At 35.6% G+C, this 24,205-nt stretch carries 19 protein-coding genes; 10 read left to right on the top strand and 9 right to left on the bottom strand.

The window, feature by feature from the left end:
* Positions 1-234 precede the first annotated feature (234 nt).
* Positions 235-1,668 carry a serine hydrolase domain-containing protein gene (locus AB4Y30_RS16660; RefSeq protein ID WP_368653304.1) on the top strand — a complete coding sequence of 478 codons (1,434 nt, stop codon included), beginning with the start codon at positions 235-237 and terminating at the stop codon, positions 1,666-1,668.
* 396 nt (positions 1,669-2,064) lie between these two features.
* On the opposite strand, the gene csaB is transcribed toward AB4Y30_RS16660, so the two are convergent.
* From csaB to AB4Y30_RS16630, 6 genes are all read right to left on the bottom strand, one after another.
* Positions 2,065-3,123, bottom strand: a complete 1,059-nt coding sequence (csaB, locus tag AB4Y30_RS16655; RefSeq protein ID WP_368653303.1) for a polysaccharide pyruvyl transferase CsaB — start codon at positions 3,121-3,123, stop codon at positions 2,065-2,067.
* On the bottom strand, positions 3,123-4,973 hold the full coding sequence (locus AB4Y30_RS16650; RefSeq protein ID WP_368653302.1) for a DUF5693 family protein: 1,851 nt from the start codon (positions 4,971-4,973) through the stop codon (positions 3,123-3,125). Before AB4Y30_RS16650 ends, csaB begins: the two co-directional genes overlap by 1 nt.
* Positions 4,970-6,526 carry an oligosaccharide flippase family protein gene (locus AB4Y30_RS16645; protein ID WP_368653301.1) on the bottom strand — a complete coding sequence of 519 codons (1,557 nt, stop codon included), beginning with the start codon at positions 6,524-6,526 and terminating at the stop codon, positions 4,970-4,972. The genes AB4Y30_RS16650 and AB4Y30_RS16645 overlap by 4 nt, the downstream gene beginning before the upstream one ends.
* Before the next feature lie 23 nt (positions 6,527-6,549).
* The gene (locus tag AB4Y30_RS16640) at positions 6,550-7,284 is read right to left on the bottom strand and encodes a WecB/TagA/CpsF family glycosyltransferase (RefSeq protein ID WP_368653300.1); all 735 of its coding nucleotides are present in this window, start codon (positions 7,282-7,284) and stop codon (positions 6,550-6,552) included.
* 153 nt (positions 7,285-7,437) lie between these two features.
* Positions 7,438-7,995, bottom strand: coding sequence for a sigma-70 family RNA polymerase sigma factor (locus tag AB4Y30_RS16635; protein WP_368653299.1), 558 nt, complete (start codon positions 7,993-7,995; stop codon positions 7,438-7,440).
* A gap of 97 nt (positions 7,996-8,092) precedes the next feature.
* Entirely contained in the window at positions 8,093-8,347 is a 255-nt protein-coding gene (locus AB4Y30_RS16630; RefSeq protein WP_368653298.1) for a multiprotein-bridging factor 1 family protein, read from the bottom strand.
* Positions 8,348-8,614: 267 nt separating this feature from the next.
* On the opposite strand from AB4Y30_RS16630, the gene AB4Y30_RS16625 reads away from it, so the two are divergent.
* Positions 8,615-9,928: an N-acetylmuramoyl-L-alanine amidase gene (locus AB4Y30_RS16625; protein WP_368653297.1), complete on the top strand. Its 1,314-nt coding sequence runs from the start codon at positions 8,615-8,617 to the stop codon at positions 9,926-9,928.
* Positions 9,929-10,116: 188 nt separating this feature from the next.
* On the opposite strand, the gene AB4Y30_RS16620 is transcribed toward AB4Y30_RS16625, so the two are convergent.
* From AB4Y30_RS16620 to AB4Y30_RS16610, 3 genes are all read right to left on the bottom strand, one after another.
* The gene (locus tag AB4Y30_RS16620; RefSeq protein WP_368653296.1) at positions 10,117-10,518 is read right to left on the bottom strand and encodes a VOC family protein; all 402 of its coding nucleotides are present in this window, start codon (positions 10,516-10,518) and stop codon (positions 10,117-10,119) included.
* A 263-nt stretch (positions 10,519-10,781) separates the two neighbouring features.
* Positions 10,782-11,177, bottom strand: a complete 396-nt coding sequence (locus AB4Y30_RS16615) for a VOC family protein (RefSeq protein WP_368653295.1) — start codon at positions 11,175-11,177, stop codon at positions 10,782-10,784.
* A gap of 450 nt (positions 11,178-11,627) precedes the next feature.
* Positions 11,628-12,464, bottom strand: coding sequence for a TetR/AcrR family transcriptional regulator (locus AB4Y30_RS16610; RefSeq protein ID WP_368653294.1), 837 nt, complete (start codon positions 12,462-12,464; stop codon positions 11,628-11,630).
* Positions 12,465-12,558: 94 nt separating this feature from the next.
* Here AB4Y30_RS16610 and AB4Y30_RS16605 point away from each other — a divergent pair, with 94 nt between their 5' ends.
* The 8 genes from AB4Y30_RS16605 (at position 12,559) to AB4Y30_RS16570 (ending at position 24,173) form a co-directional block, all read left to right on the top strand.
* Complete coding sequence (locus AB4Y30_RS16605) at positions 12,559-15,645, top strand: efflux RND transporter permease subunit (RefSeq protein ID WP_368653293.1); 3,087 nt, start codon at positions 12,559-12,561, stop codon at positions 15,643-15,645.
* Between the two features lie 274 nt (positions 15,646-15,919).
* On the top strand, positions 15,920-16,627 hold the full coding sequence (locus AB4Y30_RS16600; protein ID WP_368653292.1) for an RraA family protein: 708 nt from the start codon (positions 15,920-15,922) through the stop codon (positions 16,625-16,627).
* A 55-nt stretch (positions 16,628-16,682) separates the two neighbouring features.
* Positions 16,683-17,414, top strand: coding sequence for a GntR family transcriptional regulator (locus AB4Y30_RS16595; protein WP_368653291.1), 732 nt, complete (start codon positions 16,683-16,685; stop codon positions 17,412-17,414).
* Positions 17,415-17,435: 21 nt separating this feature from the next.
* Positions 17,436-18,218 (top strand): creatininase family protein, encoded by a 783-nt coding sequence (locus tag AB4Y30_RS16590; RefSeq protein ID WP_368653290.1) that lies wholly within the window; start codon positions 17,436-17,438, stop codon positions 18,216-18,218.
* Between the two features lie 38 nt (positions 18,219-18,256).
* Positions 18,257-19,840: an ABC transporter substrate-binding protein gene (locus AB4Y30_RS16585; protein ID WP_368653289.1), complete on the top strand. Its 1,584-nt coding sequence runs from the start codon at positions 18,257-18,259 to the stop codon at positions 19,838-19,840.
* 404 nt (positions 19,841-20,244) lie between these two features.
* Positions 20,245-20,829 (top strand): RraA family protein, encoded by a 585-nt coding sequence (locus AB4Y30_RS16580; protein WP_368653288.1) that lies wholly within the window; start codon positions 20,245-20,247, stop codon positions 20,827-20,829.
* 116 nt (positions 20,830-20,945) lie between these two features.
* Complete coding sequence (locus AB4Y30_RS16575; RefSeq protein ID WP_368653287.1) at positions 20,946-22,532, top strand: ABC transporter substrate-binding protein; 1,587 nt, start codon at positions 20,946-20,948, stop codon at positions 22,530-22,532.
* A gap of 30 nt (positions 22,533-22,562) precedes the next feature.
* The gene (locus AB4Y30_RS16570; RefSeq protein WP_368653286.1) at positions 22,563-24,173 is read left to right on the top strand and encodes a gamma-glutamyltransferase family protein; all 1,611 of its coding nucleotides are present in this window, start codon (positions 22,563-22,565) and stop codon (positions 24,171-24,173) included.
* The last annotated feature ends 32 nt before the right edge of the window (positions 24,174-24,205 follow it).

Genomic DNA, 24,205 nt, shown 5'->3' with positions numbered 1-24,205 from the left:
CTTATAGGTATATCTTTATTTTAGTGATTCATCGAAAGGAAACAACCAATTTAGAATAACCATTTATGTTAATGTTAGTTACGTAGTGATGAAAAAACATAGTGAACATGCGCGTTTTTAAGGTTTGCAATTTTATCATAAAAAATTTTCTTAAAAAATATTATTTTGGAAAAATACAGAATACAGATTATACTAGAGAGAATAAAATATAAATTAGAAAGAGGGTATATGTTTATGTCAGAAGAAAAGATGTCAAAAGAAATTAATGATTTTTGTGAAAGAATAGTTTCGAAATATCAGATTCCTGGATTTGCTATTGGGCTTGCTAAAAATGGTGGACCATATTGGGATAAAGGGTTTGGATTCCGTAATGCTGATAAACAGTTGCCAGTAACAGCAGATACGGTATATGGGATTGGTTCTATAACGAAGTCTTTTACTTGCGTAGCAATCATGCAATTACAGGAGCAAGGGAAGCTATCAGTTCATGATCCAGTTGTAAAATATATTCCAGAGTTTAAAACACCAGAGGACGAACATACGAAGAAGGTTACGATACATCATTTAATGACACATACGCCAGGACTTCCGCCATTGCCCACTTTGTATGCAGCGATGAAAGATAGTATGGCTAATGATCCTAAGATAGAAGGACAGGAAGAACCAACAAATGAAATTAAAGCGGTTAATACGTATGACGAATTCTTAACATATCTAGGAGAGTTAGATTATGAATTCATTGGAGAGCCTGGGACAGAGTTTAGTTATTCCAACGATGGTTATGCTTTACTAGGGATTATTATTAATCGTGTTAGTGGAATAGAGTATGAGGAGTATATAAAGAAATATATTTTGGAACCATTAGGTATGAAGCATACTGTATTCCATCTACATGAATTAGTTGATCATGATAATGTTTCCATTCTCTATGACTCTAGAAAAGAAGATGAAAAAACTATCGTATTTGAATCCAATAACCCTTGGGATTCTCCGTCCATGCGCGCAGCTGGCTTTTTAAAATCTACCGTCAACGATATGTTAAAGTACGCAGAAATTTACAGAAATAATGGGCGCTATGGAGATACACAAATCTTAACAGAGGAAAGTGTTAAGCACATGACTACCCCACATATTTCTTGTGGAGAGGAGCAATATTATGGCTATGGTTTAATGATTACTCCAGACTTCTATGGTCATAAATTAGTTGAACATGGTGGTGCGATAAAAGGTGTTGCAGCACAAATGAATATTCTTCCTGAGGTTGGCTTAACGGGAGTCTCCATATCTAATCTTGGCGGAGTACCATCTACGAAAATGTTGTTTGGAGCTTTTGCTAATGAACTTGATCAATCCATTACGGAGTCTCATTTGACTATGGAAGAAATAGAATTAACTGTAGATGAATTAAAAGAATACGAAAATACCTTCCAATCTGGTGAAGGAGCAAAAGTTGATTTTGAAGTGGAAGAAGGGCAATTATTAATTAAGACAACTGATTTCACAGAAAAACTTCAATCAGTAGGCAATGATAAATTTGCGCTTAGCTTTCGTGAAGATAAAATGATTATCCGTTTCATCCGTAATGATAATGGTGAAATTATTCGTGTAGCATTTGGATTTAGGCAAATACCTAAGGCTCAAGAACAAAGTGAACATGTAGAAGTGTAAGAGGATGTTCAAAAAGTCCAACAAAAATGACACTTCGAAAGTCGAAGTCATCACATCCTGTGAAAGTCGTTGAAAAGATTTTTCCGATACTCACGTATTTCAAGGCATAGAGGAACTTCTGTTAAGAGCGCCCACGTCCTGTGGGCAACACAGAAGTCACCACAACACGCGCAAGCCCGTTCGCAAAAATCTCTTCTCCTTGAACTTTCGACGCACACGATGTGCTACGACGTACAGGATGTACTAGTGCAGATGTTGCTCGCGTGTAGTGACGTACTTAATCTGTATTCCTCTAGGGTTGCTCTCGTGACGTTGCGAACTTAACCGATGATGGTCCTTTTTATCGTACTTTTTGAACAAGAACTATAAAGAAAGCTTGAATTTAAAAACTGGTACTCAGCTTTTAAAAGTCTGTAGTACCAGTTTTGCTGTGTCTAATGCTTGCATCTGATAGATATCTGTTTTTTGTTTTAATGTGGCTTTGTATTTATGTAGTTCAGCAAGTATTTTATTTGTTTGCTGTAATAGGTTCTTTGCTTGCCAATCGTCATTGCTGATATGTCCGATTAGAGGCATCTGACATTGATTAGCAAATGCTTCAATCTTGGGATCATAGCTTAAAGCAATAAAAGGTACATTTGTAATCGCAGCAAAAACTAAAGCGTGTAAACGTACGCCAATGACAAGTGTAGCATCTTTTATAATAGCTACTTTCTCCTCTAAGGATAGGTTAGATATCATTTCGCTTTTTTCTTTCATGAATGCTGCTATTTGTTTAGCAGTCATTTCATCTGTTTTATCATGCATGGGTAAGAAAACAATATTAAACCCCTTTGCTACCATTTGATCTAGATAGGTAGCCATTTTGGATAAATAGCTTTTAGCATCCTTCCATGGTCGAACACTGACGATAATATATGGTTGTTTCTTTATAGTAGGATTTGTTGCGGTTGTAACTAAACCAAGGACTGGGTCAGGAACAAGCTGCATAGGTTGTTGTATACTTAATTGCTGTAATAGCTGCTGAGAATTTTGATCACGAATAGTAATGTAATTTACATGTCGCAGGGTCTTTTGAACAAGCCATTTACTTATCTTATAACGGAAGGGCCCAATTCCCTGGGCATAAACAAAAGTAGGTTTTTTATACCAACGAGCAATATGAATAAGACCAATGTAATAAGGAACTGTCTTTATGCTAGTAGAATCCTGCAACAAGCTACCGCCCCCACTAATAAGCCCATCTGAAGCTTTAATCACTCGTTTAATATCTCTAAAATTCCAGCGATTTACAGACTGAACCTGAAACGAGGTAGCTGTTTGTTCAGGGGTATGAGATAGTGCTGTTATTTGAATGCTAGGCATTACTTTTTTTAGGGCTTGGATAATAGAGAGTAGAATGGCTTCATCCCCAGTATTACCAAAACCATAATAACCAGAAATGACTACATGCATTAGCAAAACCTCCGTTTATACAAACGATGAATGATTTTAAAGCAAAAGATCATTAACATTCCTAAAAGATAGCCTAATACGATACTGTAAAGGGTGCGTAAGGCTGAGATAGCTAAGGGAGTATGAAAATGCATAAATGTATTTATAATCGATAAGAAACCGATCGTACTTGGAATTAACAATAATCTCCCCCAATGTTTGATGTTTCTTTTCATAAGATAAATAGCTAAAAGGAAGAGTGGAAAACCAATTAGAAACTCCTTTGTTCTTGGCCTTACATATAATAAATCCTCCAGTACTTGCCTAATAGTTAATTCCCATTCATTTGCTATTCCATAATTTCCAGTACGACTAATGTATAGATATCCTAGAATTCCAATAAACATTACGCCTAGAAGACAGAAAAGGGCATGACCTAATGTAATTGATTTTTTCAAAGTAGTACGATTTAAATAAGGAAGAATAATATAGATAGCCATAACTAGCAGTGGAATGATATGCATAAGTTTTACTCCGCGGAAAACCTCTACTCCAGTTATTAAGCTTCCTTCATTACTAACGCTTATTAAAATAAGTATCCCGACCAAGCTGATAAGAAGTGTGCGCAAATAGGTAACAGTGATATTACTAGTTGTCCTAAAAGTTTGAGATAAGATAGCGAACAAGGGTGTGATCATGGCAATCAATAATATAAAAGCTTGTAAGAAAATAATTTTTTGAAATAGAAAAAACAATAAGGTAAGTAAAGCACCTGCAAATCCTAGTAACCATTGCAATGGCGAATATCTAAAAGTACTGGCAGCTAGAAATAAAAAGATAATACCTGAAATCCAAGCTAATGCTTTACTCCATACAGGAGCGTCAGTAGATGATAAAGGTGCTGGGAAGCCAAGCATGAAATAAGCGGGTAATTTCTCTTTTAGTCCCATTTGAAGCTGGTTTATTGTTTCTGCTGGATGATTGAAATCATCTGTTGGGATATGTAAGAAAATGCTTTGAATATGACGCTCTTTTATTCCGCGAACAGCACGGTTTATCGCAGTTTCTAGTGGAACTTCATTCAAATCAATTTGGTGCATACGAATAAGCTGAAAATTGACTGATTGAGCAAAGCTTTGTATTCCAGCTGTTGGATTCATTTCTTGAAAATATCCGGTGATTTCTGCTTCCGCAATTTGGTTAGCAAATTTTTTCACATCTATATTTTCTGGATAACCAATTACTTCATTTCCAGTAAAGCTTATAGCATCTGGCTGGTGCGAGATAGCCTGTTGTAATTGGAATTGATTTTGCTCTGGTAATTCTTGATTTTTTAATTGTAAAACAGTATAAAAACCAAGCTGTTTGATTAAGTTAATTGCTTCGTCATCATATCCAATAGGGATATTAACGATATTTTTCTGCGGATTTGGTATGAAATAAAAGTCTTTCCCATTGTAGGACAAGGGAATTGTTTTAAATTGCTCTTTAATTTTTGCTAGATCCTCTAAGCTTTCTGGTTCTGTAATATAAATTCCCGCTTGTTCTGCTGGGTAGAGAGAATGATTGGATAGCTGGAGTATTTTTTCGAATTCCTTTTGCTCATAAACCATTATTCTCCCTTGATTCTGGAGATTTTCTAATGATAAGGGTGCGAAACTAATTGCGTTAACCCCAGCATGCTGAAAGCTCTCTAGAGCATGAGTAATAGAAATATTTTGTTCCTCTGCTGTACGTAGTATTTCTTCATAAGGCACTGTCATGTTATAAGTATGATAAGTTGCTTCATTCTGCAATCGCAACATAATATTTGGTGAAGAAACCAATAGGCAGATAAGGATAAGAATCCATAACCAATGCTGAAGTTTCATGATTTTCTCCTTGTCTTGTAAAGTAGGGATGAAATGGTTTTAAAATTAATAATTTTAAATAGGAAAAGTAAAAAAGTATAAAGGATACTTCCTATAATTATGGCCAAACAGACATAAAAAAATGCAGAGAATCTGGATAGTTTGTCGATAGGGAGTGCTAATGTTGGTAAATAGATAATCATCGCTACTATAAATGCAGAAAATATGATTAAAAGATGTTGTTTGAAATGGATGATGCCTATTTTATTTTGAAAAAGGATATAAGTGTTCATTGCAACGATAAGCATATAGATTAGAAGTGTAGCAACTGCAGCACCCTCGACACCAAAATTTTGGATGAAATATAGATTCAATGCAGCTTTCAGGAAAACACTAATCATAATAATCCATGCAGCTTCTTTAGCTAAATTTATACCTTGTAAAATTCCTGTTCCTAAAATGGCAAAAGAAGTAAACACAGAACTAAAGCCAATGGTTGCTAGCATGAAGCTACCATTGATATCAGTAAACAGGGAAAGGTTAATGGGTAATGCTAAAACGGTAATCATAAAGGCTGCAGGCCATGCCGTAAGTCGAATAAACAGCTGAGGTTGTGTAATTGTTTGTGTGATATTTTGTCTGCTTTGAGTTAACCTTTTTTTGGTGAGCTCTGGAATTAATGGTAATATCATGGCACTGGCAAGTACTGTAGTAATCTGAATTAATGCGGTTCCTCGACTATAAAGACCAAAGGAATAATTTATTTCCGATGGACTGAATCCGATCGTTCTCAAACCACTAGGAATGGTTAATGCATCGACAAAATGAAGAAGAGCCATCGTAATAGCTCCAAAGGCAATAGGAATAGATAATTTTAATATCTTGATGGACGAAACCCACCAAACAGAAAGAGAATAATGAGATTTGGAAGGCTTGATGGGTTTATTTCGATAGAAGACTTTGATTAAGTATAAGAGTGAGCAAGCAGCACCAAAGAAGGAGCCTAGCATCATCCAACCAGCAATTTTTTCATCTGAATATCCTTTAGAAACTAAGAAAAATGCTAGAAGAATCATTAGATTTACACGAATAAGTTGTTCGATCACTTGTGAGATAGATGTAGGCTGCATATTACCGAAGCCTTGAAAATATCCACGATAAACTGCCATATAAGGGGCAATAAGTAAGGTGCTTGAAACAACAAGTAAGGCAAGCTTTGTTTGTGATCCACCTAGTAGTGCTGCAAGGACGTCAGAAAAGAACAGAATAATAATGAAACTGAGGAAACCAAAGAGGATAGCTAAGCGCTTTCCCGTAGTATGTATTTTGTGAATAGCGATTAAATCATTTCTATCGTTTGCCTCGGCAATTAATTTAGAAATAGCAAGAGGAATTCCAGCAACTGATAGGATAAGTGCAACCATATAAATCGGATAAACCATACTGAAAATACCAAATACTTCATCTCCAGCAATGTTCTGTAAAGGGATACGGAAGAGACTACCGATGAATTTAGAAAATAAAGTAGTGACGGTTAGAAGAATTGTACCTTTTGCCAATGTTGATTGCTTCATTGTTGCAACTCTCCTTCACGTCACTAGGATTTACGTCGTTTTCTTTTTTCGCGAAATACGCGCCATACAAATTTTGGCAAATCAAGCATTCGAATTAAACGGCTTGGCTGGCTTAATAAACGATATAGCCATTCGATATTTAATTTAATCCAAATATTTGGTGCACGCTTTACCGTTCCTGCAATCACATCAAATGTTCCACCAACACCAATAAACACACCTTTTCTCATTGCTGCAAAGTTCTCTGCGATCCATCTTTCTTGTCTAGGAACACCAAGCGCAACAAAAATAATATCAGGCTGTTGTTCAGCAATATCTTCGGCAATACCATTATGATCCCAATCAAAGAAACCATGATGATAACCTGTTATTTCGATGTTTGGATATTGCACTTGAATATTATGTACAGTTTTATTCAGTGTTTCTTCTGCAGCTCCAAGCAAATATATTTTATAATGCTTTTGGTTAGCAATCTGTAGTAATGCGATAGCTGTATCATATCCAGTTACTCGACCTGGGAGCGGCGTACCTAACATTTCCGAAGCTTTTACTATACCGATCCCGTCAGCAGTAATATATGTCGCTTGCTGTAAAATATGCATGAAGTCAGTATCTTTTTTTGCTTTCATAACAACCTCTGGATTTGCAGTCACAATAAATGCTTTTTCCTGTGCTTCTACATGCTGATCTAAATGAGAGACAAACTCCTTTTGATTTATGTCAACGAAAGGAATATTTAAAATTGTAATTTTTTTCATTGAAATACATACTCCTTTAAGCGAATAAAGATAATTTTTCATAAAACCATCAACAGGCATTATACCTAAACTGAACATAATATAACATAAAAAAATACCTGCGTACATAAACATCACGCAGGCATAAGAGGTTTTAGACTGTGGGTAAATAGTTTACATCTGTACTAATCTTTCCCTTAATTTCTTTCTAGCTTCTTTTCCCCAGCTTTTCACAGCTTCCATTGACATTCCTTCACGTTCAGCAATTTCTTTTATTGTCATTCCTTCAATAACATATGCTTGTACCCAGAGCCATTGTTTATCTGTTAAGTGAGATCTGATTTCCTGCCAATAATAGATATCTGTTACTTCTAGCTCTTTCGGGGCAATAAGTGGCATCTTTGTTAGTCCATGCCGATTGCCATCTTCCAACATTATTTTTTTTGCTTGGATAAATTGTTGATTAACCTCTGAGGTTCGTGTTTCTTTGCGGATTTTATCGATGAGGCGATTACGAATCATAAAGTTGAAGTATGTAGCAAGAGGACCTTTATTGGGTTCATATTTTTGATAAGCATGCCACATGGCAAGTAGCCCTTCGGAGTAAAACTCACGATGTGGATCATGAATTCCTAACTTCATCATTTGATAATAAATACGATTTTCATTTTGCTTAACAATGTCTTCAAAAGTAAATGGAAGTACGTTATCTGGTTTATTTGTTTCTGACAATGATATTTTCACCTCTTTGTTAGGATAAGAATTTGATTTGGAAAATAAGATTGTGAGAAATATCAATAAGGGAGCTGGAAGGGGAGAAGGGTATTTGTCAAACATCCTGAAGATTAGATGCTTGAATAATCTGTTCAATGAGCGGGTCTTGTGGGATAAGTAATTCTTGCCTCAAACGATAAAGAGAAAGAACAGAAGGAAGCTGTTCACCATTCTCAATCCTACTAATCTGCCTGGGGCTCAAATCGACCTCTTCGGCAAGCCGCTCTTGGGACCAATTTAATTCTTTTCTGTGTTTACGGATAATTTGTCCAAGTGATAGTTGTATAGATAAAGCTATTTCTTTTTCCACAGTCATTCCCCTCTTTCTTTATTGTCTACGATGCCTTGGGATTCGACCATGACTTATTAGTCTGATTTTATATTTCTGTTAAATATAAAATAAACTATAACAAACATATGTTCCAGGCCTATAGTACAGCCTTTCTATAATGAAGAAAAACGCTAGAAAATTTAGGTACTTTTTATTAATTTTCAAAAAACGAGATAAAAATAGCGGAATGAAATGTTAGAAAATGGTAAAGTAGAAAGTAAGCTTTCAGAAGGGGAGGTGGTTACAATGAAAAAATTGCTTATCGGTTTTGCGGCAGTTTTTCTTTTATTTACGTTTGTGGAAGCGCCTACTTCAAAGGCCTCCGGGAAAACAGTGCGTGTTGCTGTAGATAATGCAAATATTCGCGAGGAACCATCAAACACAGGAACAATCATTGCTCAAGCTACTCGAAATGATAATTTTTCAGTTCAAGATGAACAGTTTGGTTGGTATAAAATTCAACTTTCTAATGGGAAGAATGGATGGATTGCAGGATATCTTGTTGTTACTGATAATGGTCAGAAGCAAGAAACATCTGTACAACAACAGCAGGGTACAGTGACGGCAGATAGTTTATTTGTCCGTAGTGAAGCAGCCTTGTCTGGAGATGTTGTTGGTACTTTACATAAAGGTGACCAAGTAACAATTGCTGGAGATGAGTATGGTTGGAAAAAAATTGTCTACCAAAACCAAGAAGGATGGGTAAATGGACGATACTTAAGTACAACAGAAAAAAGCGCTAATGACAGTACACCAGCGCCAGCAGCCAAGCAAGATGAGGAAGTTGGTAATTTTGCTTATATTGTAACAGAAGGAACAAACCTGCGTTCAAAGCCGAATATGTCAGGAGAAGTAATGGCTAAAGGTTCTAAAGGAGAGCGCTATCCAATTGTAGGTAAAGAGAAAGATTGGTATAAAATCAATCTTGTAAGTGGTGACGAAGCTTATGTAGCTAGTTGGGTTGTTTCTTCAAGTAAGACGGACAAACCAGCTCAAAAAGCTGAACCAGCAAAAGAACAAGGATCTAGCTTAAATGGAAAAACAATTGTAGTTGATCCAGGGCATGGTGGACATGACCCAGGTACAGGTTTAGGAACAGGAATTTTTGAGAAACAACTAAACTTACAAACTGCTAAATTATTAGAAGGAAAGTTACAGGCAGCAGGTGCGGATGTTGTGTTAACACGTACAAAGGATACACATGTAGGGCTAGATGTCCGAGTGGATTTATCTAATAAAGTTGCAGATGCATTTGTCAGTATTCATTATGATGCATCACTAGACAAAAATGTAAGTGGATTTACCGTTTACTATAATCAATCACATCAACAAAAGCTGGCACAACAAATGAATAAATCATTAGCAAGTCATATTGATTTAAAAAATCGTGGAACAGTGCCTGCAGACTTTTTTGTAGTTCGTGAAAACAATCGCCCAGCGGTATTACTAGAATTAGGTTTTTTAAGTAATCCGGGTGAAAGAGCATATGTTACGACAAATGAATACCAAGAGAATGTAACAAGTGGTATTGTACAAGGCTTACAGGCATATTTCAAATAATTATTAATACTTAATATTAACCCCACCAGTTTGGAAATTTTGGTGGGGTTAAATTCTACCGGCTGCGGGATTTTATAGTAAGTCACGAGCCATTTATATTTTAAAAGCATTCATTTCAATGATGGCAAATGAGTGCTTTTGTACGTTTTATGTTAATTAAAATCATTCAATAGAAGATATGACCCTTCTTATCCTTCTTTTGTATCTAGCTGATACAAGTCAAAAGAATTGCCATACAAGTCTTCGAAACCTACGCCTTTTCCGCCAGGAACTGACTTAGGTTTGCCATGAAAGATTACACCTTTTGCTTTCATTTCATGATAATCCGTTTCAATATTATCACTTAAAAACATCAATGCTGCCCGTCCTATTAGCTGTTTACCAATCATTTGTTCTTGCTCTGGTGTCTCAGCTTTCATTAATTCCAAATGTGTTTCATTGGTTTCTGTCGGGCAAACCGTAAGATATTTCCATCCTGGAGAAAATTCTATTTCTTCTCGAACAACAAAACCTAATGCCTCCGTATAAAATTGTTTCGCTTCCTCAAGATCCTTAACGAGAATAGGTACTTGTACAACCTGTGTAATCATATCCGTATTCCTTTCTTTGATAATATATATTTTTAGCCCCAGAAGCTGCCTAATAGGGAGGATAGGACAAAAGAAGTTTGAATATGCAAATAAAACGAAGTATAGAGGAAGTTCGGTTAAGTTCCCGACGTCCTATCGCAATACCGAACTGACATATTTCCTGTATCCCTCGAAGCGGGGATTTGCACAATTTAAGTTTGGAAATTAGCTAAGTAATAAATTTTTTGTCCCAGCTTCTATTGGTTAAAGCTGTATTTACTAGTTTATCTTTGTTTTTCCGTTTCAATTAGAAATGTTACGCCAAATTTATCGGTTAGACTCCCAAAAGCTGTGCTAAATGAAGTCTCTTGGAACGGCATCATGACTTTCCCTTCATGTTTTAAAGCTTCAAAGAACCTTTTTGACTTTTCAGTATCATTCGTAGAGATACAAATGGTTACCAGATTGCCTCGCTCAACAGGTAAATTGTTGGAACCATGGAGACGATCACAGAGCATTATCTTAGAGTCTCCAATTCTTAACTCTGCATGAGCAACTAAATCTTTTTGATTTCCAGAAGGAAGATCAGGGACTTCTCCATAAGTATTAATGGTAAGAATTTGAGCATCTAATGCATGTTCATAAAACTGAATCGCTTCCTTTGCATTACCATTCAACATCAAATATGGGGCAACTTATATTGTCATCATTTTTCCTCCTTAACTTTTAAAGTAATTCAATCGTATCATTGTATTTCTTTAATATTTCTTTTCGATTGCTATATTAACCGTGAACAGAAGTTGGAAATCAAATTAATAGAGGTCTTTCATAGTGACTTTACAGTAAACTAAGATTTTGGTTGTGATAACTAGTGTAGTAAATACTTTGGCAAACATTAAAGTATCCAAATATAGTATCACCCATTTCTAACTGGGCAGAAAGGAAATAAATGTTAGAGTAAAATGTTTGTGGGAGTAAAAACAGTTTATAACCGTTTATTTTTCATTGAAGTCGAATGACTTGAATGAAAAATAAACGGCCACCGGAGCATTGAATTCAAAGTTTTTTAGTAATCATTTAATAAAAAATCCGGCAAAAGAATGATTTATTCAATCATCTCTTGCCGGATTTTATTCTTCAAAATACTGACTTAGAAGATAGGCGATCCATTTCCAATGTTTATGCTTTTGAATATTTTCAATAAGTCCTTTTATAATTGCTGGATGAAGGTTTGGTTCTACTATTTCTTGCTTTAAAAGCTGAAGGGAATCCTTTTCAACACCATCGTCAATCTCTTTTAGACTTTGATCAATTAATTGAATGAGTTCTGGCGTGGTAACTTCTTCCGTATTTTTCTCTTCTAAAATAATAACATCCTCTTCTGAAATGAAAGGAATTGTAATTTCTTTTGCTAGAATATTCGTTTTCTCTACTAATGATCTTATCAGTAAGTCAAAATCTATTTCCTTATTATTGTTGGAGAATAAAATTACTTCCGAATATAGTCCCATGAAGTTTTTAATGCAGAACATCAAATCATAGGTAATAGAATCTTTCATATCCTTATACAAGCGATTAATCATTTGCACAATAGATTTTTCAATAAGCTTTTCATAGCTACGCATTTTCATAATTAGTGGTTCATTAACTGTTTTGGTTTGTTCTGTCACAAAAAGGTGAGCAAGATTAGCATTTTTGTTAAAAAAAGTATAGATAACGTAGTAGAATTCATATAGTAATTTTTCTTCAGATTCATTTTTGACTACGTGGTCAATATCGGAAACGATTTGCATCATAAAATGATCGATTAGTGAGATAATCAATTCACTTTTTGATTTGAAAGATAAGTAAAATGCACCTTTAGAAATACCAGATTTTTCTGTTATTTGCTGAACAGAAGTGGCTTCAAAACCTTGTTTAGCAAAGAGTTCTAAGGCGTTATCCATAATTATTTGTTTTTTAATCATTTTTATTCATTCCTTATCTCATTATTGACAATTGACCATATAGTCATTATTATAGATTAGGAAGTGTTTAAAGTCAATGGAGGGAAATGATTTCATGAAAGGTTTAGTCAACTTTGTGTTGAAAAATAAGCTAGCAGTATGGTTATTGACTATTATTGTAACTGTATTCGGAATTTACTCTGGAACAAAAATGAAGACAGAAACCATTCCAGATATTTCGATCCCTTACTTAATGGTCATGGATGTATATCCAGGAGCAACACCTGAGCAAGTAATGGAAGAAGTATCCATACCATTAGAGAAAACAATTGAAAACTTAAAAGATGTTAAATATGTTTACTCTAATTCCTATGCCAATATGGCGAGTATCCAAGTGGAATATGAATATGGTATAGATATGGATGAAGCAAATCGTGAGCTAAGATCTGCTTTAGAATTAGTAGATTTACCAGAGGATGCAGAGGAACCACAAATTACAGCAATCAATATGAATATGATGCCTGTTGTAGCTTTAAGTGTTAGTAGTACAACAGAGGATATTGTGGAACTTACTGCAACTGTAGAGGAAGGATTACTTCCGAAGATAGAAAAGCTAGACGGAGTAGCTTCTGCAACAATTACAGGTCAACATATAGAAGAAGTTGAACTGACATATGATGAAGAGAAGTTAGCAGAGTTTGGTGTTACAGAAGAAGACATTAAAGATATGATTCAAGCAAGTGATATTTCCATGTCTTTAGGACTTAGAGAATTTGAAGATGAAGAGCAAGCAATTGCTATCGATGGGAAGTTCATGACTGTTGATGAACTAAAAGAGATGGTAATTCCTGTTGAGCCATCTGAAACACAGCCTTTACCTTTTATTCAACTAGCAGATGTTGCTGAAGTTGAACTAGTAGGGAAAGTAGAGTCAGTTTCACGTACAAATGGTGAAGATGCAATTGCTATTCAGATTGTGAAAGCTCAAGAAGCTAACACAGTTGATGTTGTAAATAGTGTGAAGGATTTAATTGAAGAAGAACAAGATCGTTATGAAGGTCTAGTGATTGATGTTAGTTTAGATCAAGGTGAGCCGATTGAAAAATCTGTCTCGACAATGGTAGAAAAAGCATTATTTGGTGGATTAATCGCGGTTATTATTATCTTGTTATTCCTTCGCGATATCAAATCAACAATAATCTCCATTGTATCTATTCCGGTGTCTATTTTCATGGCGCTTTTATTACTAAACTGGATGGATATCACATTAAACTTAATGACTCTTGGAGCAATTACAGTTGCGATTGGACGAGTAATTGACGACTCCATTGTTGTTGTTGAGAATATATACCGCCGACTCCATTTAAAAGAAGAGAAGTTAAATGGACGTGCGTTAGTTCGTGAAGCAACTATTGAAATGTTCCGTCCAATCTTATCTTCAACGATTGTAACGGTAGCAGTATTTGCTCCGCTAGTTTTCGTTGGCGGAATGGTTGGAGAATTATTTATTCCATTCGCATTAACCATGTCATTTGCGCTTGGTGCGTCTTTAATCGTCGCAATCACAATTGTTCCGGCACTTTCCCATGTTTTGTTTAAGAAGAAATTGTATGGAGAGAAACAGGAAAGCCAGCACAAGGAAGCTGGTAAATTGGCACGTGGCTATAAGAAAGTATTGAATTGGGTCTTAAACCATAAAATCATTACCTCTGCTGTTTCGGTATTATTATTAGTTGGAAGCTTAATGTTAACACCATTGATCGGATTTAGCTTCCTAGGTAGTGAAGAAGAAAAAGTAATGTACTTAACCTATACACCAGAAACAGGTGAATTACAGGAAGAAACATTACAAAATATTGAAGTAGTTGAACAAGAGTTGATGAAACGCGATGAGATTGATATTTTACAAGTCTCTGTTACTGATGCTGGTGATCCAATGTCAGCAATGATGGGTGGAGGCTCAAATGGAGCATTGATGTACCTTATCTTTGATCCAGATACAAAAGATTTCCCTGATGTTCGTGCAGAAATTGAAGAATATGTTTTTGAGATCGGACAATCAGGAGAATGGAAGAGTCAAGATTTCTCTTCAATGGGATTCGCGTCTAACGAAATTAGCTATGTATTCTACAGTGAGAATTTAGATAGATTAAATGAGGCTGTCGATATCGTAGAAGAGGAATTAAAAGATATTGAACACTTGGAAGATGTGAAATCAAGTACAGAGGATGCGTATGTAGAGCATACATTCCAAGTAGATCAAGAAGAGTTATTACAGTATGGATTAACAACAGGTCAGTTAATGATGATGTTGAGTAACGCTCAACAAGAAGAAGTATTAACAACGATTGAAAAAGATGGAAATAACGTAAATGTTATTGTTAAGCAAGAAGAGGTAGAACAACCAAAATCGATTGATGAAATGCTAGATATGGATGTTCCAACTGCTATGGGGACAACGATGAAATTAAAAGATCTTGTAACAGTGGAAGAAGGAACAACTCTAAATACTTTAGCACGTAGTCAAGGGGAGTACTATGCAACAGTAACAGGTAAAATAACAACAAATGATATTTCAAAAGCAACTTCAGCAGCTGATGATGCAATTGATTCATTAGAATTACCAAGAGGTGTCGAAGTTGGCACTAGTGGTGTAGCTGAAGATATGGAAGAGACATTCTCTCAACTTGGAGTAGCAATGATTGCAGCTGTAGCAATTGTTTACTTTGTACTCGTTGTTACATTTGGTGAAGGGGTTGCACCATTCTCGATTTTATTCTCTTTACCATTTGCGGTGATTGGTTCATTCGTTGGTTTACTAATCGCTGGAGAAACGATCTCTGTTTCGGTTATGATGGGGCTGCTCATGCTTATCGGTATTATCGTTACCAATGCGATTGTATTAGTAGATCGAATGGTTCGGATGGAACGTAGCGGTATGGAAATGCGAGAAGCTATTCTAGAAGCGGGAATGACACGTTTACGCCCGATCTTAATGACGGCAATCGCAACAATGGGAGCACTTATTCCATTAGTTGTTGGTGCTGACGGCGGTGGTGGATTTATCTCGAAAGGATTAGCAATTGCAGTAATTGGTGGGCTAGCAAGCTCTACATTATTAACATTACTAATCGTACCAGTCGTATACGAATGGTTATCGAAACTATTTAAGAAAAATCGCCATAAAGAAATAGAAAATTAATTAAGGAATAAAAAATGACTTTTCACTACATTGTGGAAAGTCATTTTTTTTGTGTCTATAGATAGAAAGTTAAATAAGATGAAAACCGTAAATATTTAGAAAACAAAAAACATTATTGACAATATAAATAAAAAAACATAATATAAATGTAATGATCTTTTGTTTAAATATCATACTGAATTAATAACATTTGGATTGGAGGGTTATAAAAATCGGTTAATTTAAATGATTTTTTTGGTTATAAATATCATGATGTTTAAGAAGGAGAGGGAAAATGAATCAAGATAGAATTGTAGCAGAATATAGAATTAGAATGAATATTGACAGACCAGAGAAAAAAATAATTGAGGAATTTAAAAACTTTCCTACAGCATGTATTTCTGATGCTTATAGAAGAAGACAGACATTACCATCTAATATTAAACCCGTATGGGATGTGAAACATAGAGTTGCTGGATCAGTAATCACAGTTAGTGGTACACCAAGTGATGAAATACTAGCTTTAAAGGCAATTGAAATTGCTCAACCAGGAGATGTGATTATTGTAACTGGTGGTTATGAGGCTTCCAGTAGCTTTTGGGGTGGAGTAATGTCGACAATGGCTAAAGTTAGAGGTGTTGCAGGACTAATAACAGACGGGAAGATAAGAGATTTAGCAGACTGCAGAGAATTGGAATTCCCGATATGGGCAACAGGAGTTACTCCAATTGCTCCAACAATGGATGTTCCTCCTGGGGAATTGAATTTGCCAATAACAATAGGCGAGGTTATCATAAAACCAGGAGATTTAGTAGTTGCGGATGAAGATGGAGTAGTGGTAGTTCCACAAAAAGACATTCATTCAGTTAGGGATGCCGTGAATTTCAGATTGGAAAAAGAAAAACAATGGCTTGAAAAAATTTATTCGACAGAACAAATGATATTAAAAGATGTAGTAGATGAATTACTAGCAAAAAGAAATGTTGAATATTTAGATAAATAATTTCTTAACTAAATGCAACACCTATCTCCGAATAATTTATTAGGAGAGCAAATTGATGAAGAAAACACCAATTTATAAACAAATATACAATGATTTAATCGAGAAGATACAAAATGGAGCGCTTGCTCAAGGAGATATGTTGCCAACGGAGAAGAAATTACAAGAAACATACAATGCTAGTAGATCACCAGTACGTTATGCATTGGATCTATTAGAAGCAAAAGGTTATATCAAAAGAACTCCTGGAAGAGGTACTGAAGTAGTTCATCCTGAAACAGTTCCATGGGCGATGCTTTCTGGTTTTTCAGAATTTTATCACAATAACCCAGATAAATTAACTATACGTACATTAGCGGTAGACACAGTAAATGCAGATGAAGAAGTCGCAGCGTATTTTGGAATGAATACAAACAGTAAAGTTTTAAGATTTAAGCGTCTTAGATTATTGGAAGGGCGTCCTATTGCATACATTCATAACTACTTCCCTTATCCGGTAAGTGAAGGAGATTTTGATATTAGTAATGAAAATCAATCCTTACTAGACCTGCTGAAAAATATTCTTGATACAGCAGAAGCTTTTGTTCAAGAAGAAATTTCGGCTGAAAAGGCATCGGAAGATGTTGCAAATGTATTGGAGATTAAAGAAGATGATCCAGTATTGTTTGTTAAAAGACATGGTATGGATGAAAGTAAAAAGTCTGTAGAATTTACGAGATATTGGGCATTGACCGAGGTGCTAAAATATAAAACGTTTTTTAGTTTAAGTGAAATGAAGGAATTTCGTTGATACTTATGAGGGAGTGTTATTATGACTAAATCTGAGTTATCTAGTTTAACTTGGACAGAGGCAAGAGATAAATATAAAGAAAATCCAGTAATTTTAATTCCGATGGGGAGTATCGAGCAGCATGGTCCTACAACTCCAGTCGGTGATTATAGATATATGACAGAAGTGTGCCGTGAGGTGGCTAATAAAACGGGTGCAATTTCATGCCCGACGATTCCTTGGGGATATTCAGAAACATTTAAAAATTTCCCAGGAACGATAACGATTCGCCCAGAAACACTAAAGATGATTTTAATAGATCACATAGAAAGCTTAGTGAAGTTTGGACTAGATCATATCATGTTTGTTTGTGGTCATAAAGGAAATCTTCCTATTCTAGAACAGGTAAGTAGGGAAATTAAGAGAAAATATGGGCTGCGAATAGCGACAATTGAACCACTTGGCTGGTTTGATGCGGATTGGAAAAAAGAAGTCTATGGCAGTGATAATGTAGCAATTGGTCATGGTTCTGACCCTATGTTGTCTATAGCTATGCATCTATTTCCTGAAGAAGTGCAGATGGACTTATATGAAGAAGGGCATGAAATGAAATGGAATAATCTGAAAGTAAATGGAGTGTCCAATCTATATACCAATGGTAATGTTTGGCATATGTATTTAGATTACGATGAGTTGGCTCCAAATGGTGTTATTGGTGATGCTAAAAATGCCAGTGCAGCAGTAGGAGAAAAAACGGTTGATAGAATGATAGATATCTCATGTGAGATTGTTAAAGAATTTGCTGAAGTAAATACTTGTGTTTAGGAGCATGACTAATCCATATGTGCAGGAGGAATATTAAATTGAAATTAACGAAAAGATTTAAATTAATAGCTGTTTTGTTGATTCCTTTATTGTTAATTGCATGTGGTAGTAAAAATGAAAGTGAAAGTAAGGATGAAAATGAAAAAAGTGAAAAACAGGAATTAAAAGTTGCTTTAAGTGCACAGCCAAATACTTTTGATCCATTGATGAATACTGCTGTGGTTGCTGGTTATGTGAGTGGAAATATTTTTGAGACTCTTCTAACTTTAGATTCAAAAGGTAAACCAGTACCAATGCTTGCTGAATCAGTTGAAAGTTCAGAGGATGGCAAAACACATACATTTAAATTGAGACAAAATGTAAAATTTCATAATGGTGAAGAAATGACAGCAGATGATGTTGTTGCTTCCATGAATAGATGGGCAGAAAAAAATAAAAAGGCAAAAGATCAGTTTGGAGAAATTATGTTTGAGGCAGAAGATGATTATACAGTAACAATGGTGATCAAAGAGTATGCTTTAGATATATGGGATTTATTAGCAGGCAGAAGTCAATATGCTGCCATTATGCCGAAAGAAGTGGTTGAGGCTGAGGAAGCAGTAGGTGTGACTGAATATATTGGTACGGGACCGTATAAATTTGTGGAACATAAGACAGACCAATATGTACATTTAGAAAAATTCGATGAATATGTAATGTCAGATGAGCCAGCAGATGGATTAGCAGGTAAAAAAGAAGCTACTATTGATGATATTTATTTTTACTTTGTGACGGATCCATCAACTCGTACTGCGGGAATACAAACTGGTGAATACGATATTATTGATAATGTACCTTATGAGAACTATGAACAATTGAACTCAGATTCAGCTTTAAACACATATGTGAGTCTTACAGGAGATTTAATGTTCTGGTATAACAAGAGAAATGGATTATTATCGGATCCGAAAATGAGACAAGCAGTCAATACGGTTATTGATAATGAAGAAATTATGGAAGCTGCTTTTAATATTGAAGATTTATATAACTTAGATCCAGGTTATATGAGTGCAGATATAGAAAATTGGGCAAGTGATGCTGGTTTTGAAGCCTATAATCAAGGAGATGTTGAGAAGGCGAAGCAACTACTAGAAGAAGCTGGGTATAATGGTGATCCAATTACAGTAATTACATCAAGAGATTATCAGTATTATTATGATTCAGCAGTAGTATTACAAGAACAATTAAAAGAAATTGGCATCGAGGTTAATTTAGAAAACTATGATTGGGCAACCTATTTAGAGAAACTAGAGGAAGATAATATTTGGGATATTGCCATTTCAGGTGCTAGCTACCAAACAACACCTTCACAGTTACTAGTTCTGCAATCTAGCTGGGCAGGTTGGACAGATGACCCTAAAATAACAGAGCTATTATCTAATATCCGAAAATCAGATAATCAAGATGAAGCAAAACTATTATGGGATGAACTACAAGAATTTTTATGGCTAGAATATGTTCCAGGTACGCCAGTTGGAGGATTTAGTTCCATTTTTGCAAGCACGGATAGAGTTCAGGAATTTAATTTATATCCTAATCCTGTTGGCCCAACATGGTGGGACATAAGGTTAGCAGAAGAATAAATAACAATGAAACGATACAAAATTTAAAGTAAAAAGACTGAATAGTACAAAATATGAGGCTTGGACAAAAGCAAAAATTAAACTTGAAATCCGAACAATATTCAAATGAAGCGTAGGAAATATACGTAGACTCCTCGTCGGCTAAAGTCGGTCACGTCACGAGCACCAACGCCGACACTAGGACATCGTGTCCGTCGTGGTAGGAAGGCCTAGGTGAGAACCCGGAGTGCGTAGCGCGAGGCAGACGAGTACGCCACGTCACGAGAGCAACACCGAACTGACATACATCCTGTATCCCTCGAAGTGGTTATTTGCACAATTTATGTTTGGAATTAGCCAAGTAATAAATTCTTTTGTCCCAGCTTCATTCTTAAAATTTCAATAATCGCAAAGGATGATAAGTAATGAAATTTCGTTCCTCAACAACCGTAAATGATGCTTTACAACAAACTACTACAATGGATGCTGGAATAAAGCCAGTATTTGAAGGGATTCAATTAATTGGTCCTGCTTATCCTGTAACATGCCATCCTGGTGGAATTATTACCTGTCATAAAGCTTTACAAGAAGTGCCAGAAGGCTCCATTTTAGTTATTAATGGTTTTGGCGATGCTCATGGAGCTGTATGGGGAGGTTTAATGAGTATAGAAGCAATTGAAAAAGGTGTGAAAGGTGTAGTAGTTGATGGAGCAGTTAGAGATGTAGCTACGATAAAGTCATTAGATTTTCCTGTGTTTTCAAGACATGTCACTCCTAGAGTTGGAAAGGTGAAAATAATGGGAGATATGGGAGACTCTACTGTTTGTGGTGGGGTAAAAGTCTGTAAAGGTGACTTGATTATTGGAGATGATGACGGCGTAGTAGTCATTCCTAAGCATAAAATTGAGGAAATATTTCAATTAGCAGATGCGATTGATAAAAAAGAGGAAGAAATTGCGAAAAAAGTAAGAGAAGGTTCTAGTATTGGTGAGCTTTTAAATTTATTTTAGAAGGACTTTATTCTGATAACTAATAGGGATGATACTAAATTTCCATATGAGATTGCTTAACATCATTTCTAAAGTGGTCTGGAGTAATAATCCTCGATATATGGGAGTGATAAGATATGCGATTGAAAAATTACCTAGCAATTTGCATTTTTGTTTTATCGATCCCTTTCTTTTTAGCAGCATGTGCGGAAAAACAACAAGGAGATAATAAGGAAGAGAGTAATGAAGAAGTAGAGTTAGATACAGAATTAAATGTAGCAATGGAGTCACAGCCTGTATCTCTTGATCCATTAATGAGTCCTTCAGGTTCAACTGTGGTTACGACACGCAATATTTATGAAGCACTTGTTACTTTAGATACAAATTATGAGCCTGTTTTAATGTTGGCAGACTCTGTGGAAGTAGAAGATGACGGGAAAAGATATATTTTTAAACTACGTGAAGGTGTTACATTCCATAATGGTGAGGAAATGACAGCAGAGGATGTAGTTGCATCTATGAATCGTTGGTTAGGGAATTCTTCAAGGGCAAAGACTTTATTAACAGATGCAACTTTTGAAGAAGTAGAGCCATATACAGTGGCATTGGAATTACCGGAAATAGCCTCTGATGTTCTTTATATTTTAGCAGGGCAAGGACAATTTCCAGCAATTATGCCAAAAGAAATTGTGGAGGCAGCGGATACAACAGGTGTTACAGAATATATTGGAACAGGCCCGTTTATGTTTGAAGAATATAAAACAGATAGTTATCTTCACTTGAAAAAATATGAGGATTATAAAATGTTAGATAAGCCTTCTAACGGAATTTCCGGAAAAAAGGAAGTTTTCATTGAAGATTTATACTTTCATTTTGTACCAGATTCAAATACCCGACAAACGGGATTACAGACAGGCTTATACGATATTGTTAATGCATTACCTGTAGAGGATTTTGAGAAGATTAAACAAAATGAAGATATAAATCTATTAATCACATTAGATGGAAAAATAGATTTGTATTATAACAAGGCAGAAGGACCTTTTGCGGATAAAAAGGTAAGACAAGCTGTTAATGCAGCAATTGATGCAGAAGAGGTGTTAATGGGACTCTACCCAAGTGAAGAATTATATAGGGTAGATAATGGTTACATGCATAAAGAAAATGAAGATTGGTATACAGATGCTGGGAAAGGCGCATATAATCAGAAGGATATAGAAAAAGCGAAAGCATTATTACAAGAATCTAGCTATGATGGCGAGGAAATTACTATTTTAGCATCTCATGACTATCCTTGGAGTGGTGATACTGCAATTATTTTACAACAACAACTTCAAGAAATAGGAATGAATGTTACACCGGAATTTTTTGATTGGCCGACTGTGAATGAAAGATTTAATGACCCTGCTAATTTTGATATTTATATTGGTGGGACTGGATTTGTAGAAGTGCCATCACAGTTATTGCCAATTAATCCATCCTTTGCCGGGTGGACAAATGATGAGAAAATCGATGAATTGAAAAATAAAATAAGGCAAGAAATGGATAAGGAAAAAGCGAAGCAAATATGGGAAGAATTACAAGCATACCTTTGGGAGGATTACTTGCCAGTAACAACAATTGGGCATCGTATGAAAGTGGCAGCAGTAAATAATAATGTTGAAGGTGTAGAAACTTTTGATCACCCAATCTATTGGAATGTAAAAGTAATAAAACAAGATTAGTTATTTATTTAAACTTTGGAGGCGATATAGATGAAAGGCATGGTTGTAGCTCCCGAACCACTAGCAGCAGAAGCAGGTGCAAGTATCTTTAAAAAAGGTGGAAATGCGATAGATGCTTCTATCGCGGCAATGTTTGTGCAAGGTGTTGTTAACCCAATGCTATGTGGTATTGGTGGGACAGGACTAATGTTTGTTCATATAGAAGAATTAAATAAAACAGTGCTAATTGATTGCTCCTGTACAATGGGATCTGGCAAAGTCCCTAAGGAATGGGAAGCGAATTATATAGGAAGATCTGAAGCATATGGTCGCTATATATTGAAAGATGAAGAAAATCAAATTGGCTATAAATCAATTATGATTCCAGGAGTAGTAATGGGTGCTTGGGAAGCATTTCAGAAATATGGAAGTGGGCAAGTAACATGGAAGGAATTATTATACCCAGCTGTCACATATGCAAAAGATGGGTTTAAAGTGTATCCTTATATTGCCGAATTTTGGTCTGGGCGTAGCGCTGCAAGTCCAGGATATCCAAGTTTAGATTTTAAAATGGACCAAAGTAAGGCAGCGAGCTCCCTATACGGCACGCCTAGAAAAACAGGGGAATGGTTTGTGCAAGGGAAATATGGAAATACCTTAGAAAAACTTGCTAAACATGGTGGCAATGATTTTTACACAGGAGAAATTGGTGAGAAGATAGCAAAGGATTTAGAATTACATGAAGCGTTTATATCAAAAGATGATTTGGCAAATTATGATGTCTTTGAAACAGAGCCATTGCTTGGAACCTACCGAGGGTATGAAATAAGAGCTGCGGTAAGTGGTTGTTCTAGTAGTCCGCAAATTGTTTCTATGCTGCAAATTATGGAAGGGTTTGATTTGAATAAATATGAACATAATAGTCCGGCATATATCGATTTATTATCTCGAGCAATGAGAGCTAGCTTCGTTGATCATGTAAAGCTTAAAGGTGACCCGCCTTTATCAATTGCTATGAATTTACTACCAAAATATACATCTAAGGAAAGAGCAGAGTTCTGGCAAGAGAAAATCAAAAAAGATCCTATTTCAGGAACTTCGTACCCAACAGGGTTAGGCTCTGATACGACACATGTCTCTGTAATTGATGAGTTAGGTAATGCAGTAAGCTGGACTCATACATTGGGGTCATTAGCAGGTTCAGGGGTAATTACGGAAGAATTAGGATTTTTATATAATAACTTTGTTGGACATTTTAATCCTCTTCAAGGATATTGGGATTCTATTATTCCTGGAAAACGAGGTGGCGGAGGTTCTCCTTTATTGATTTATAAAGATGGGGAACTAGTTATGGCAATTGGAGCACCAGGAGGAAGTAGGATTTTTACGGCAATTATGCAAGTGCTAATAAATGTGATTGATTTTGATATGTCACTAAAAGAAGCTGTAGAAGCTCCTCGTTTTCATTCAGAGGAGAAGGATATTATTTATTTAGAACCATCATTATCAGAAGAAATTGAAAAGGAACTATCAAAAACTTATAAAGTAATCCGCTCTAGCTATATGTCTAGGGTACAAGCTGTTTGGAAAGATCCAAGCTCAGGTGCATTTACTGCAGGAGCAGACCCAAGAGGGGGTAAAGGAGAAGCAGTAATTGCCTAACCTCAAACCCATGAGTAAATATAAGAGGGAGT

The organism is Ornithinibacillus sp. 4-3 (assembly GCF_040958695.1).
Classification (GTDB): domain Bacteria; phylum Bacillota; class Bacilli; order Bacillales; family Amphibacillaceae; genus CALAMD01.
Note: the sequence above shows the minus strand (reverse complement) of the source record. Positions and strands in the feature narration are given on the sequence as shown.

Coding starts and splice junctions, on each gene's coding strand:
- AB4Y30_RS16660 (WP_368653304.1), top strand. CDS start 235: ATGTCAGAAGAAAAGATGTCAAAAGAAATTAATGATTTTTGTGAAAGA.
- csaB (WP_368653303.1), bottom strand. CDS start 3,123: ATGCATGTAGTCATTTCTGGTTATTATGGTTTTGGTAATACTGGGGAT.
- AB4Y30_RS16650 (WP_368653302.1), bottom strand. CDS start 4,973: ATGAAACTTCAGCATTGGTTATGGATTCTTATCCTTATCTGCCTATTG.
- AB4Y30_RS16645 (WP_368653301.1), bottom strand. CDS start 6,526: ATGAAGCAATCAACATTGGCAAAAGGTACAATTCTTCTAACCGTCACT.
- AB4Y30_RS16640 (WP_368653300.1), bottom strand. CDS start 7,284: ATGAAAAAAATTACAATTTTAAATATTCCTTTCGTTGACATAAATCAA.
- AB4Y30_RS16625 (WP_368653297.1), top strand. CDS start 8,615: ATGAAAAAATTGCTTATCGGTTTTGCGGCAGTTTTTCTTTTATTTACG.
- AB4Y30_RS16620 (WP_368653296.1), bottom strand. CDS start 10,518: ATGATTACACAGGTTGTACAAGTACCTATTCTCGTTAAGGATCTTGAG.
- AB4Y30_RS16615 (WP_368653295.1), bottom strand. CDS start 11,177: ATGTTGAATGGTAATGCAAAGGAAGCGATTCAGTTTTATGAACATGCA.
- AB4Y30_RS16610 (WP_368653294.1), bottom strand. CDS start 12,464: ATGATTAAAAAACAAATAATTATGGATAACGCCTTAGAACTCTTTGCT.
- AB4Y30_RS16605 (WP_368653293.1), top strand. CDS start 12,559: ATGAAAGGTTTAGTCAACTTTGTGTTGAAAAATAAGCTAGCAGTATGG.
- AB4Y30_RS16600 (WP_368653292.1), top strand. CDS start 15,920: ATGAATCAAGATAGAATTGTAGCAGAATATAGAATTAGAATGAATATT.
- AB4Y30_RS16595 (WP_368653291.1), top strand. CDS start 16,683: ATGAAGAAAACACCAATTTATAAACAAATATACAATGATTTAATCGAG.
- AB4Y30_RS16590 (WP_368653290.1), top strand. CDS start 17,436: ATGACTAAATCTGAGTTATCTAGTTTAACTTGGACAGAGGCAAGAGAT.
- AB4Y30_RS16580 (WP_368653288.1), top strand. CDS start 20,245: ATGAAATTTCGTTCCTCAACAACCGTAAATGATGCTTTACAACAAACT.
- AB4Y30_RS16575 (WP_368653287.1), top strand. CDS start 20,946: ATGCGATTGAAAAATTACCTAGCAATTTGCATTTTTGTTTTATCGATC.
- AB4Y30_RS16570 (WP_368653286.1), top strand. CDS start 22,563: ATGAAAGGCATGGTTGTAGCTCCCGAACCACTAGCAGCAGAAGCAGGT.